Source organism: Diaphorobacter aerolatus (genome assembly GCF_014489535.1).
Lineage (GTDB): Bacteria > Pseudomonadota > Gammaproteobacteria > Burkholderiales > Burkholderiaceae_C > Diaphorobacter_A > Diaphorobacter_A aerolatus.
Genome location: NZ_CP060783.1, coordinates 3,716,578 through 3,729,991, shown reverse-complemented (window position 1 = coordinate 3,729,991; position 13,414 = coordinate 3,716,578). Strand labels below are relative to the sequence as shown.

Here is a 13,414-nt window from a genome sequence, read left to right as displayed (position 1 = left end):
CAGAACAACTGGACCGTTGGGGTTTGAAAAAATGAGCGAATCAATGGCGCTTGCGGAACGGTGTTTTCGCAGGTGCGCCAGAGCGTGTTTCGATATGGCGGAAGGTCACGCGGCCCTTGGTCAGGTCATATGGAGACATCTCCAGAGTGACCTTGTCTCCGGCCAGAATGCGGATGCGGAACTTGCGCATCTTTCCACCGGTATAGGCGACGAGCTGGTGTCCGTTTTCCAGCGTGACGCGATATCGTGCGTCGGGCAGCACTTCGTCAACCCGGCCTTGCATTTCGATGAGTTCTTCTTTTGACACAGTACTCCTAGAGTGAACGGTGGTCGGTCAGGGACCACCGCCTTGGTTCTTTTTCAGTTCAGTTGAGTTGGTTGCTGAGCACCATGCCCCGGCCTTCGACAAGCGCGTGCTGCATGGCTTGAGCGCTGGTCGGGAAGCTGCTCGCGAACCGGAATATGCGGTCGTAGGCGCCGCGACGTATGGACACAGAGGCCAGAAACTGGCCGCTGTCGTTGGATTTGACGAGTGGCGTTACGAGGTAACTACCCACTCGTTCGACGATGCTGGGGATGAACATGTTCGGTGTCCGCGCCTTCGACAACCGAAGCGCGAAAAAATGTGAGTTGGAGATTCTTTTTCCGAGGCGCCAAAAAAGACGCTGCAAGCGAAAAAGAGGGGAAACCGCAAGCCCGGAATGGACTTGGAAAAACTCACCGAACGCCGAAGAGCAAGGGCCGCAGCCGTGTCTTCATAAAGGATGAACCGGAATAGCCAAGGGGCCTATTAGGGTTGTACGTGCGCTAAGAAAAGGTGAGACTGTGCATAGCGCGTGGACGGATTATACCCTGTCCTGGCCTGTTCGCACAATTCAAGGGCTCGTACAGTCGTCGGCGGCTCGCGGCCTTGGGGGTCTCGGTCACAGCAAGACCGCATCCAGGACCTCGCATCCACGGCGGTTGAAAACCATGCGAGCCGACTCGCAACTGCTGCAAAATAACCATCAGGAGATAACCGACATGGACACCAAAGTGACAAGCAACAACACCGATGTCATCAGCAAGCTGCGCGTGAATGGCGACCGGCTCTGGCAATCGCTCATGGAGCTTGCCGAGATCGGTGCAACGGCCAAGGGCGGCGTCTGCCGTCTGGCGTTGACCGACCTGGACAAGCAGGGCCGTGACCTCGTCACGCGCTGGGCTACAGAGGCCGGCATGAGCGTCACCATCGACAAGATCGGCAACGGTTTCATGCGCCGCGCAGGCCGCAACAACAGTCTTGCGCCGATCATGACCGGCAGCCACATCGACACGCAGCCCACTGGCGGCAAGTTCGACGGCAACTACGGCGTGCTCGCAGGTATCGAGGTGGTGCGCACGCTCAACGATCACAACATCGAAACCGAGGCGCCCATCGAAGTCGCTTTCTGGACCAACGAGGAAGGCTCGCGCTTTGTTCCCGTGATGATGGGTTCGGGCGTTTTCGCCAAGGCTTTCACGCTGGAACACGCCTATGCCGCCAAGGACAACGACAACAAAAGCGTGAAGCAGGAACTCGAACGCATTGGCTATATCGGCCCTGAGGAACCCGGCGATCACCCGATTGGGCATTACTTTGAAACGCATATCGAACAGGGGCCGGTGCTCGAAGACAACGACAAGACCATCGGCGTCGTGACCGGCGTGCTCGGCATTCGCTGGTACGACTGCACGGTCACCGGCATGGAGGCGCATGCCGGTCCGACGCCGATGGCGCTGCGCAAGGACGCGCTACAGGTCGCCACCCGCGTGATGCAGGAAGTGGTGGCCTGCGCGCACCGCCATCCGCCGCACGGACGTGGCACGGTCGGCATGGTGAACGTGCATCCGAACAGTCGCAACGTGATTCCCGGCGAGGTGAAGTTCAGCATCGATCTGCGCAATGCAAGCGATGCGGACTGTGAAGCCATGGACGCAGACATCCGCGCCGTGGCCGCGCGGGTCAGCGAGGAAACCGGACTGCCGATCAAGATCGATCTGGTGTCGAGCTATCCCGCGCAACCCTTCAACGCCGACTGCATCGAAGCCGTTCGCCGAGGGGCCGAGACGCTCGGTTATTCCCACATGGATGCCGTGTCGGGCGCGGGCACGATGCGGTCTACATGGCTCGCCTCGCGCCTGCCGGGATGATCTTCATTCCCTGCAAGGACGGCATCTCGCACAACGAGATCGAGGACGCCAAACCGGAACACATCGCTGCCGGGTGCAACGTGCTGCTGCATGCCATGCTGGAGCGCGCCGGGACGTGATGGACAAAGGCCCCTTGTCTTGCAAGCGCGGCAATCACGCCGCGAGGTCGAGCAGGGCCTGGCCGGTCAACCGGTAGCGGATCCATTCCTTTTGCGGCAGCGCGCCGAGGCTGTCATAGAACTCAAGCGACGGTGTATTCCAGTCAAGACAGCTCCACTCGAATCGGCCGCAATCCTTTTCCACGGCGATGCGCGCGAGCGCCTTGAGCAACGCCTTGCCCGCGCCCTTGCCGCGCGCGGCCGGATCGACATAGAGGTCTTCCAGATAGATTCCGTTGCGGCCCTGCCAGGTGGAGTAGTTGAAAAAATAGACGGCCATGCCGAGCGCCACGCCGTCCTGCTCGCAGACCAGCGCGTGCGCCGTTGCGTCGGTCGAGAAAATCGTCCGATGCACGTGTTCGGGCGTGGTGAGCACCTCGTGCTCGGCCTTTTCATAGATCGCGAGATCGCGCACGAAACGCAGAATGGTGTCGGTGTCTTCGATCACCGCCTTGCGCACAACCAATGGGAATTGTCCGAATGGCTCATCACTTCAATGGGCTCGTGGTCACTCGACGCGCAGGCCGCTCGCACCGCCCTCGACATGCCCGATCACCGCCGCGTCACCAAAGCCCTCGCGCGCGAAAATCGCCAGCACCTCGGTAACGCTGTCCGGCGTGCAGCACACCAGCAGGCCGCCCGAGGTCTGCGGATCGCTCACGAGATTCTGCGTCGTCGCATGCAGTCCCTGCGCAAGCTGCACCTGCTCGCCGTAAGCCGCCCAGTTGCGCCCGCTTGCGCCGGTGACGTTGCCGTCCTGCGCGAGTTCCACCACGCCCGGCAGCAGTGGCACCCTGGCCCAATCGACCACCACCTGCAAGCCCGCTCCACGCGCCATCTCGAGCGCATGCCCCGCAAGCCCGAAGCCCGTCACATCGGTGATGGCATGCACGCCGGGCAACTCGGCCAGCAGCGGGCCGGGGGTATTGAGCCTGGTGGTGTTGGCGATCATCTCGCGATACCCTGCGTCGCTCAGCTTGAGCTTCTTGAACGCCGCCGAATAAACGCCCACGCCCAGCGGTTTGCCCAGCACGAGCACGTCGCCCGGCTTCGCGGCGGCGTTGCGGCGCACGCGATCCGGGTGCACCAGGCCCATCGCGACGAGGCCGTAGATCGGCTCCACCGAATCGATGGTGTGCCGCCCGCAATCGGAATGCCCGCGGCGCGGCATACGTCCTGCCCGCCGCGCACGATGGCGCCAATCACCTCGAGCGGCAACTGGTTGATCGGCATGGCCACCAGCGCCAGCGCCATGATCGGCTTGCCGCCCATCGCGTAGACGTCGGACAGCGCATTGGTCGCCGCGATGCGCCCGAACTCATAGGGATCATCGACGATCGGCATGAAAAAATCGGTGGTCGCCACCAGTGCCTGCTCGTCGTTGAGACGGTAAACCGCAGCATCGTCCGAGGTCTCGATTCCCACCATCAATTCCGGTGGAATCACGGCATTGGCGCCGCTCGACTTCAGAATCTCCGACAGCACGCCGGGTGCAATCTTGCAGCCGCAACCACCGCCATGCGAAAGCGAGGTGAGGCGAGGCAAGGGCGCAGCAGGATGGGGGGACGGGGTTGCGGATGTCATGGCAAATCAGTGAAAAGCAAACAGAGTTGCATCCATCATCCCAGATTTGCGGGGTTCCCCGGTCCGCGTGGACAAATGCATCGTTGCGCGCGGGGAAACGCCATCGCATGGCGGCGGACGCTGCCGGTATAGTGCCGACACCGGATCGCAAGCACCCATGTCCCATTTCCAGCCCGTACGCCCCGCAGATCGCCACAGGTTCGACGCCATCATCGATGCCCGCTCGCCAGCGGAGTTCGCCGAGGACCATATTCCTGGCGCGATCAACTGTCCCGTGCTCGACAACGAAGAGCGCGCCATTGTCGGGACGCTCTATGTGCAGCAGGGCGCGTTCGAGGCGCGGCGCGTCGGCGGTGCAATGGTTGCGGCGAATCTGGCAAAACACCTCAAGCACCAGCTTGCAGACATGCCCGAGAACTGGAAACCCCTGGTGTATTGCTGGCGCGGCGGCATGCGCAGTGGCTCGATGGTGCACTGGTTGCGACTCGTCGGCTGGGACGCCCAGCAGCTCGCGGGCGGCTACAAGTCGTTTCGCCGACATGTGATCTCGCAGATCGAGGACATTGTTCCCAGACTCGATTTGCGGGTGATCGTCGGCGCGACCGGCAGCGCCAAGACACGCGTGCTGCAAGCGCTCGAGGCGCAGGGCGCGCAGATGCTCGACCTTGAACACTGCGCGCGACACAAGGGCTCGCTGCTCGGTACGCTGCCGGGCACGCCCCAGCCCACGCAGAAGAATTTTGAAACCCAGATCGGCGCGGTGCTGGAGACACTCGATCTGTCGCGTCCGCTCTATGTGGAAGGCGAAAGCGCGCGCATCGGCCGCCTGACCGTTCCGTTGCCACTGGTCGCGAAGATGCGCGCGGCTCCCACGATCGAGATCGCCGCCACGCACGAAGCGCGCCTTGCCTACCTGCTGCGCGACTATGCCTACCTCGGAGACGACGTCGAAGCGCTTGTGGGCAAACTCGGCGTGCTGACCGAATCGCTGGGCAAGGAAACCGTGGGGCGCTGGCAGACCTGGGCGCGCGACAGGTCGCTGTCGCCCTTGTTTGACGAGCTGATGCGGCTGCACTACGACCCGCACTACCAGCGCTCGCAATCCAGCCATTTCGACACCTGGGAACAGCGCCAGCGCATCGAGGCCAGTGCGCTCACGCAGGCCGACGTGGAGCAAATCGCCGCGCAGATACTGGCGCTTGAGCGGGACTTCTGATCGTCGCGGGCGCACGCGCCCGCAACCGCAACTCCATCAATCTCCCGTGGACTCGCCGCACGCGCGCTGTCGAACCAGCAGCGCGAGTCCGGCATCCGTCAGTCGCACCATCCAGCGCCCGTTTTCCTGCTCCATGCGCAGCAGTCCCGGGCCGCGCTGGCCGGCGATTTCCGCATCGCCAAGCAGGGTGGCCTCGCGCATCAACGCACTGGCGCTTGCGTCCAGCATCTTGCACAGCCGCGCGACGGACACGCGATCATCGCCGTGGGCGCGCAGTTCTTCGTCGAGCGCCATCACGAGGCGCAGCGCCAGCGGAAGCGCGGCGTCTGCCGTCATTGAGTGACCTCTTTCAGATGCGGTCGCAGCACCACGGGGATCGATTTGGACGTCGGCGTTCCCGCATTCGCCGCCACCGCCGTCAGCGGCACGAGCGCGTTGGTCTCGGGGTAGTACGCGGCCAGGTTGCCGCGCGGGATGTCGTAGGCGACGAGCCGGAAGCCCTCGACGCAGCGCTCCTGCCCGTCGTCCCACACGGTGTGGATGGCGACGCGATCCCCATCCTGCATGCCGAGTGCGCGGATGTCATCTGCATGGATGAAGACCACGCGGCGCTGGCCGAACACGCCGCGATACCGGTCGTCCATGCCATAAATGGTCGTGTTGTACTGGTCGTGCGAACGTGTGGTGAGCAGCGTGAACACGCGCTGATCGCGCATGCGCTCGCGTGCACGGTGCGAAGGCGTGTCGCGCGGCACGTCGTGCGCGAAGAACGTCGCCCTGCCCGCAGGCGTATTCCACACGCGTTCGCTCGCCGTGTTGCGCAGACGAAAACCGCCGGGCGTTGCGACGCGTTGATTGAAATTCGCGAAGTCCGGAAAGACCTTCTCGATGTCGTCGCGGATCAGCGCGTAGTCGCCCGCCAGACGCAACCAGTCCACGCGACTGCGCTCGCCCAGCGTCGCATGCGCAAGCCGCGCGACGATGGCGGGCTCGGACAGCAGATGTTGCGAGGCGGGCAGGTTGATGCCCATGGAGATGTGGACCATGCTCATCGAATCCTCAACGGTCACCCCTTGCGGCCTGCCGTTCTGGATGTCCATCTCGGTGCGACCCAGGCACGGCAGGATCAGCGCCTGCCTGCCATGCACCACATGGCTGCGATTGAGCTTGGTGGCCACGTGCACGGTGAGATCGCAGTTGCCGAGCGCCTTCCAGGTCTCGTAGGTGTCGGGCGTGGCTGCCGCGAAGTTGCCGCCGAGCGCAAAAAACACCCTGGCCTTGCCGTCGCGCATGTGCTCGATGGCTTTCACCGTGTCGACCCCATCTTCGCGCGGCGGCGCGAAACCGTAGACCTCGCGCAAGCGATCAAGCAGCGCGGCGGGCGGCTTCTCCCAGATGCCCATGGTGCGGTCGCCCTGCACATTGCTGTGGCCGCGCACGGGCATACGCCTGCGCCGGGGCGGCCGATGTTGCCGCGCAGCAGCAGCAGGTTCACGATCATCTGGATCGTCGCCACCGAGTGCATGTGCTGGGTGATGCCCATGCCCCAGCAGGCGATCACGTTTTTCGCGCCGACATAGACATCGCCCGCGCTGCGCATCTGCGCCTCGGTGAGGCCGGACTCCTGCTCAAGCACCTGCCAGGCTTCGCTGCGCAGGCTGTGCGCGAGTGCGTCAAAGCCGCTCGTGTGTTCGGCAATGAACCGATGGTCCAGCACGTCGCCATGTGCGTCGTCCTGCTCGAGCACATGCTTCATCATGCCCTTGACCGCCGCCAGATCACCGCCCACGCGCAGCTGAAAGTAATGCGTGCTGATCGGCGTGGACCTCAGGGTCGCCATCTCCAGCTTATCCTGTGGATCGACGAAGCGTTCAAGGCCGCGTTCACGCAGCGGATTGAAGCTCACGATGCGCGCGCCGCGTCGGTGCGCCTCACGCAGCTCGCCAAGCATGCGCGGGTGGTTGGTTCCGGGGTTCTGGCCGAAGATGAAGATCGCATCGGCCTGCTCGAAGTCCACCAGCTCGACCGTGCCCTTGCCCACGCCGATCTGCAAGCGCATCGCGCTGCCGCTTGGTTCGTGGCACATGTTGGAGCAGTCGGGGAAATTGTTGGTGCCGAACTCGCGCACGAACAATTGATAGAGAAAAGCGGCCTCGTTGCTGGTGCGCCCGAGGTGTAGAAAATGGCCTGATCCGGATCGGGCAACGCGTTCAGATGCCGCGCAATCAACGCAAACGCATCGTCCCAGCCGATGGGCCGGTAGCGATCATCGGCGGCCTCATACACCATCGGCTGCGTGAGCCGACCCTGATCTTCAAGCCAGAAATCGCTTTGCGCTGCCAGCTCGCTGACCGTATGCCGCGCGAACAGCTCGGGGCCTGCGCGCCGCGCCGTCGCCTCGGCGGCCACGGCCTTCACACCGTTTTCGCAGAACTCGAACGTCGATGCGTGATTGCGATCCGGCCATGCGCAGCCAGGGCAGTCGAAACCATCGGGCTGGTTGGCAGCAAGCAGCGTCTTCACGCCCTTGAGCGGTATGTTGTGCGCAAGCAGCGCGTTCTTCACGCTGTTGAGCGCGCCCCAGCCGCCCGCTGGGCCCTTGTAGAACTCGATCTTCTGCTCGCTCATGGTGCTGTCTCCCGAAGGCGGCGATGCGGCTACTTTCGCCTCTTTTTATCCGCCGTGCCATTCTTATTTTTCCATCCGGCGGCACCGCCGCTCAGGTGTTCTTGCTCACCGTGATGGTCGGAAACCGGGCCGAAAAATCCTTGGCCTGCTGCGCGATCTTCACCGCGACCGAGCGGGCAATCGATTTGTAGATCGCGGCGATGTCGCCATCCGGCTCCGCCACGACGCTTGGCTTGCCGCTGTCAGCCTGCTCGCGGATCGACATCGCGAGTGGCAGCGCGCCGAGGTACTCCATGCCGTATTCCTGCGCCATGCGCTTGCCGCCCTCATTGCCGAAGATGTGTTCGGCGTGACCACAGTTGCTGCAGATGTGCACCGCCATGTTTTCGACCAGCCCCAGAATCGGCACGTTGACCTTCTGGAACATGTTGATGCCCTTCTTGGCATCCAGCAGCGCAATGTCCTGCGGCGTGGTCACGATCACCGCGCCGGTGAGCGGCACCTTCTGCGACATGGTGAGCTGGATGTCGCCCGTGCCGGGCGGCATGTCGACAACGAGATAGTCCAGATCCTGCCAGCGCGTCTGCATGATGAGCTGCTCCAGCGCCTGACTGGCCATCGGGCCGCGCCAGATCATGGCCTGTTCGTCGTCCACCAGAAAGCCGATGGAGTTGATCTGCAGGCCCATGCTGCGCTTGGGCTCCATGAGCTTGCCATCAAGGCTCTCGGGCTTGCCGCTGGTGTTGGTCATGAGCGGCTGGCTCGGCCCGTAGATGTCCGCATCGAGCAGGCCAACATTCGCACCCTCGGCGGCCAGCGCCAGTGCCAGATTCACGGCGGTGGTGCTCTTGCCCACGCCGCCCTTGCCGGAGGCCACGGCGATGATGTTCTTCACCCCCGGCAGCAACTGCACGCCGCGTTGTACCGAGTGCGCAATGATCTTGCTCGCGATGTTGACCGACACGTTCTCGACGCCCGCAAGCTTTTTGGCCGCAGACACCAGTTCCTGGCGCAACTGAGGCACGAGGCTCTTGGCCGGATAGCCGATTTCCACGTCGAACGCGACATCGCCGCCGCTGATGGTGACGTTGCGCAGCGCGCGCGTGCTCACATAATCCTTGCCAGTGTAGGGGTCGCGAACGTGGGCGAGGGCCTCCATGAGACCCTGTTCTGTAATGGCCATACTTTAATTACTCCTCAGGAGTCGGGTAGTCTATCGAAGCTGAGTTCCATGCGCCGGCGCGTGGCATTCCCCGAATTTCCCTTTTTTCATCCCTTTCATGAAGCCAGGTGTCCCTTGAAGTTGAAGATGGCCGAGAACTCCCTGTTCGCAATCCTGTTGCGTTCGCCGTGGTGGATCAGTTTTGCAATCTCCGCCGCCATCGTCACGGCGTGCCTGGCATGGCTGCCCAGGGACATCGCGCCGTTTGCGGCGCTGGGCGCTGCGCCGATCTTCGTCATCGGCTGCATGGCTGCATGGCGCCAGTTCAAGGCCCCGAGCGGTGCCAAGGTCGAAGCCATCCGCGCCGAGGCCGCCGCAATGTCGTGGAAGGACTTTTGCGCCGCACTCGAAAACGCCTGGAAAAATGAAGGCCAGTCCGTGCAGCGCGTGGCGGGCCAGACTGCTGCGGTCGATCTGCAACTCGAAAAAAATGGCACGCTCACGCTCGTGAGCGCGCGCCGCTGGAAGGCCGCCAATCATGGCCTGGAGTCGCTCAAGGAACTCAGCGATGCCGTGCAGCGACTCAAGGCCGATCATGGTGTGTACGTGGTGCTGCAGGGCAGCGTCTCCGACAGCGCGCGGGCCATGCCAAGGAGCACGGCCTGCTGCTGCTCGAAGGTGACGCGCTTGCCGCCATGCTGCTGAAATCCAGGTCCCGCACCCGCTGATCATCCTCCGTCCACCGCCATGCAAGCACCGCCCGGCCCCGCCCCGATCACAGGTTTGGTTCTCTCGGCGGTGGTGCCCGCGCGGCGTATCAGGCGGGCGTCATGGAGGCGATTGCCGATCTGCGTGCCGCCTGCGATCAAAGGCACGAGCGCAACCCGTTCCAGATCATGTGCGGCACCTCGGCAGGCGCGATCAACGCCGCCGCGCTGGCCTGCGGTGCCGACCATTTCGACGACACGGTGCGCAAGCTGGCCGGTGTCTGGCGGAATTTCCGGGCCGAACAGGTTTACCGCGCCGACTCGCTGAGCGTGATGCGCAGCGGCGCGCACTGGCTGACCCTGCTGTCGCTCGGATGGACGGTTGCGCGCTGGCGCAAGGTCAGGCCGCACGCGCTGCTCAACAACGAGCCGCTCGCGGGATTGCTCAAGGAACTGGTGCAACTCGACCGATTGCCCCAGTTGATTCACGACGGCCACCTGAGCGCGCTGGCCGTGACGGCTTCGAGCTACACCACGGGAGAACACATCACCTTCTACCAGTCGCGCGACGAGCGCGCGCCGTGGATTCGCTCGCAGCGCAAGGCGGTCCGCGCCGACATCACGCACAGCCATCTGCTCGCGTCATCGGCCATTCCGTTCATCTTTCCAGCGCGCTCGGTGTCATTCAGCGGCCAGGCCCACTATCTGGGCGACGGCTCGATGCGACAGACCGCGCCGATTGCGCCGGCCATCCATCTCGGCGCTGATCGCGTGCTGATCGTCGGCGCAGGTCGCATGCGGGAGCCCGAGGCGCAATTGCCTCACGGTGCCGAGCCGCCCTACCCCTCGCTCGCACAGATTGGCGGACATGCGCTGTCGAGCATCTTTCTGGATGCGCTCTCGGTCGACATCGAACGCGCCGAACGCATCAACCAGACGCTGTCCCTGATCCCCGCCGAAGCCCGCGCGCGCAGCCCGCTTCGGCCACTGAATCTGCTGGTGCTCTCGCCCAGCCAGCGCATCGATGAAATTGCCGCGCGGCACATCATCGATCTGCCGATCACCATCCGCACCCTGCTCGGCGCGGTGGGTGTGAAGATGCCCGGCGAAGGCCAGAAGACCTCGCCCGCCGTGGGGGCGCGGCGCTTGCGAGCTATCTGCTGTTCGAGACCGGTTTCACGCAGGAACTGATGGCGCTCGGGCGCGCCGATGCCATCGCCAGGCGCGACGACATCTGCGCGTTCTTCGGCTGGGCGTCGCCGTGGCAGGCGCGCTGAAAGTCTTCACCAATTACAATGTCCGGTTCCGTCCGAACCCGCATTTCGCGGGCTCACCGAAAGCCCGAACCGATGACTGCACGCAAGATTTTCGCCACCACCGCACTGCCGTATGCCAACGGCAACTTTCATATCGGCCACATCATGGAATACATCCAGGCCGACACGTGGGTGCGTGCGCAGCGTATGCAGGGCAACGAGGTTCACTTTGTCGGTGCCGACGACGCGCATGGCGCGCCGATCATGATCGCCGCCGAGAAGGCGGGCAAGACGCCGCAGCAGTTCGTGGCCGACATCGCCGCGGGCCGCAAGCAGTATCTCGACGGCTTTCACATTGCCTTCGACAACTGGAGCAACACCGACAGCGCCGAGAACCACGAGCTTTCCAAACAGATCTATCTCGATCTGAAGAAGGCCGGTTTCATCGAGACGCGCACCATCGAGCAGTTCTTCGATCCCGAGAAGAACATGTTCCTGCCCGACCGCTTTATCAAGGGTGAATGCCCGCGCTGCCATGCCAAGGACCAGTATGGCGACAACTGCGAAGTCTGCGGTGCCGTGTACGCGCCCACCGATCTGATCCAGCCGTATTCCGCGCTCTCGGGGCCAAGCCGGTGCTGAAGTCGTCGGAGCATTTTTTCTTCAAGCTCTCCGATCCGCGCGCCGTGGCCTTTCTCACCGAATGGACGCAGGACAGCCAGCATGTTCAGCCCGAGGTGGCCAACAAGATCAAGGAATGGTTCGGCGTTCGCACCAACCCCGACGGCTCGACCAGCGAGGGCCTCGACGACTGGGACATCAGCCGCGATGCGCCCTACTTCGGCATCGAGATTCCGGATGCGCCGGGCAAGTATTTTTATGTCTGGCTGGATGCACCGGTCGGCTACCTCGCATCGCTCAAGGAACTGTTGAACAAGCGTGGTGAAGACTACGACGCCTACATGGCCGATCCGGCGCTCGAGCAGTACCACTTCATCGGCAAGGACATCATCACGTTCCACACGCTGTTCTGGCCCGCGATGCTCAAGTTCAGCGGCCGCAAGACGCCGACCAAGATCTGCGTGCACGGCTTCATGACGGTGAACAACGGCGAGAAGATGAGCAAGAGCCGCGGTACCGGCCTTGATCCCCTCAAATACCTGAGCCTCGGCATGAATCCCGAATGGCTGCGCTACTACCTGGGCGCCAAGCTCAACGGCAAGAACGAGGACATCGACTTCAACCCGGAAGACTTCATGGCGCGCGTGAATGCCGATCTGATCGGCAAGTACGTGAACATCGCCTCGCGCGCGGCGGGCTTCCTCGTCAAGCGCTTTGACGGCAAGCTCGGCGAGATGGGCGCTGACGGCCAGGCGCTGATCGCCCAGTTGCGCGAGCAAAAGCCGGCCATCATCGCGGCCTATGAAAACCGCGACACCTCGCGCGCCGTGCGCGAAGTGATGCTGCTGTGCGACCGCGTGAACGCTTACGTGGATGCCAACAAGCCGTGGGAACTGGCGAAGAAGGAGGACATGCAGGCACGGTTGCAGGACGTGTGCACCACCTGCATCGAGGCCTTCCGCATTCTCACGATCTACCTGAAGCCGATCCTGCCGCAGGTGGCTGCGGAGGTCGCCAACTTCCTGATCGTGCCGCCCGAATTCTTTGACGACATCCGCAAGCCGCTCGGCAGGGATCACCAGATCGGTGAGTACAAGCATCTGATGCAGCGCGTTGACGTCAAGCAGCTCGACGCGCTGTTCGAAGCGCCGCCCGCTCCCGTCGTTGAGGCCGTGCTGCCCGGCGGCGAGGAAATCGCGCCGACCATCACCATCGACGACTTCGCGAAGATCGACCTGCGCATTGCGCAGATCGTGGAGTGCAAGCCGGTGGAAGGCTCGACCAAGCTTTTGCAGCTCACGCTCGACGTGGGCGAAGGCCGCATGCGCAACGTGTTCAGCGGCATTAGCAGCATGTACAAACCCGAGCAACTACAAGGCAAGCTCACCGTGGTGGTGGCCAATCTTGCGCCGCGCAAGATGAAGTTCGGCGTGAGCGAAGGCATGGTGCTCGCCGCAAGCCACGCGGATGAAAAGGCCCACCCCGGCATTTATGTGCTCGAACCTTTTCCCGGTGCCACGCCGGGCATGCGCATCCATTGATCGAGCACTGGTGGCGCCCAGCTAACGGCATGAAAAATCAAAGGCCCCTCGATCCCCAAAAGCGAGGGGCTTTTTCATGGCTCGGCGTAACGTTGACCGCGTGCACGCTGTCCGGCTGCACGGTGATCGGCGTGACCACTTCGGTCGTGGGCCTTGCCGCAGATGCCGCCATCGGCACGGTAAAGATCGTCGGCAAGGGCGTGGGCAAGGCGGCTGACGCGATGCTCGGCGACGATGAGAAGGACGACGGCAGCGGGATCACGATCCGCTATCGCGAGCCGCACAACGCGCCCCCGGCCACGCCTTCGTCCGTGGAGCCGTCCAGGGCTGTCACACCTACTGGAGCCTCCTCGAATTCGGCTCAATGAA

Annotated in this window: 8 protein-coding genes and 5 pseudogenes; 6 read left to right on the top strand and 7 right to left on the bottom strand. The window is 63.3% G+C overall.

All coding sequences use genetic code 11. From position 1 onward, the window contains the following. Positions 1-40: 40 nt before the first annotated feature. Positions 41-307 (bottom strand): translation initiation factor IF-1, encoded by a 267-nt coding sequence (gene infA, locus H9K75_RS17350; RefSeq protein WP_187723561.1) that lies wholly within the window; start codon positions 305-307, stop codon positions 41-43. 58 nt (positions 308-365) lie between these two features. Next, positions 366-584 (bottom strand): hypothetical protein, encoded by a 219-nt coding sequence (locus H9K75_RS17345; RefSeq protein ID WP_187723560.1) that lies wholly within the window; start codon positions 582-584, stop codon positions 366-368. A 439-nt stretch (positions 585-1,023) separates the two neighbouring features. Here H9K75_RS17345 and H9K75_RS17340 point away from each other — a divergent pair. Continuing rightward, positions 1,024-2,291: pseudogene (locus H9K75_RS17340) on the top strand (Zn-dependent hydrolase). 34 nt (positions 2,292-2,325) lie between these two features. Here the strand turns inward: H9K75_RS17340 and H9K75_RS17335 are convergent. Both H9K75_RS17335 and selD read right to left on the bottom strand, forming a co-directional pair. Further along, the gene (locus tag H9K75_RS17335; protein ID WP_187723559.1) at positions 2,326-2,796 is read right to left on the bottom strand and encodes a GNAT family N-acetyltransferase; all 471 of its coding nucleotides are present in this window, start codon (positions 2,794-2,796) and stop codon (positions 2,326-2,328) included. A 42-nt stretch (positions 2,797-2,838) separates the two neighbouring features. Continuing rightward, positions 2,839-3,914, bottom strand: a pseudogene (gene selD / locus H9K75_RS17330) (selenide, water dikinase SelD). A gap of 157 nt (positions 3,915-4,071) precedes the next feature. On the opposite strand from selD, the gene mnmH reads away from it, so the two are divergent. Further along, positions 4,072-5,130 (top strand): tRNA 2-selenouridine(34) synthase MnmH, encoded by a 1,059-nt coding sequence (gene mnmH / locus H9K75_RS17325; RefSeq protein ID WP_187723558.1) that lies wholly within the window; start codon positions 4,072-4,074, stop codon positions 5,128-5,130. A gap of 36 nt (positions 5,131-5,166) precedes the next feature. Here the strand turns inward: mnmH and H9K75_RS17320 are convergent, their stop codons facing one another. The 3 genes and pseudogenes from H9K75_RS17320 to apbC all read right to left on the bottom strand — a co-directional run bounded on the left by H9K75_RS17320 (position 5,167) and on the right by apbC (position 8,941). Further along, on the bottom strand, positions 5,167-5,466 hold the full coding sequence (locus H9K75_RS17320; protein WP_226858288.1) for a hypothetical protein: 300 nt from the start codon (positions 5,464-5,466) through the stop codon (positions 5,167-5,169). After that, positions 5,463-7,758: pseudogene (locus tag H9K75_RS17315) on the bottom strand (FdhF/YdeP family oxidoreductase). The gene H9K75_RS17320 and the pseudogene H9K75_RS17315 overlap by 4 nt, the downstream one beginning before the upstream one ends. Positions 7,759-7,849: 91 nt before the next feature. After that, positions 7,850-8,941: an iron-sulfur cluster carrier protein ApbC gene (apbC, locus tag H9K75_RS17310; RefSeq protein ID WP_187723557.1), complete on the bottom strand. Its 1,092-nt coding sequence runs from the start codon at positions 8,939-8,941 to the stop codon at positions 7,850-7,852. A 126-nt stretch (positions 8,942-9,067) separates the two neighbouring features. Here apbC and H9K75_RS17305 point away from each other — a divergent pair, with 126 nt between their 5' ends. The 4 genes and pseudogenes from H9K75_RS17305 to H9K75_RS17290 all read left to right on the top strand — a co-directional run bounded on the left by H9K75_RS17305 (position 9,068) and on the right by H9K75_RS17290 (position 13,413). After that, entirely contained in the window at positions 9,068-9,625 is a 558-nt protein-coding gene (locus H9K75_RS17305) for a restriction endonuclease (RefSeq protein WP_319016838.1), read from the top strand. Positions 9,626-9,667: 42 nt separating this feature from the next. Next, positions 9,668-10,904: pseudogene (locus H9K75_RS17300) on the top strand (patatin-like phospholipase family protein). 72 nt (positions 10,905-10,976) lie between these two features. Next, positions 10,977-13,045 (top strand): annotated as a pseudogene (gene metG, locus H9K75_RS17295) (methionine--tRNA ligase). A 92-nt stretch (positions 13,046-13,137) separates the two neighbouring features. Further along, positions 13,138-13,413 (top strand): hypothetical protein, encoded by a 276-nt coding sequence (locus H9K75_RS17290; protein WP_187726179.1) that lies wholly within the window; start codon positions 13,138-13,140, stop codon positions 13,411-13,413. Position 13,414 lies beyond the last annotated feature (1 nt).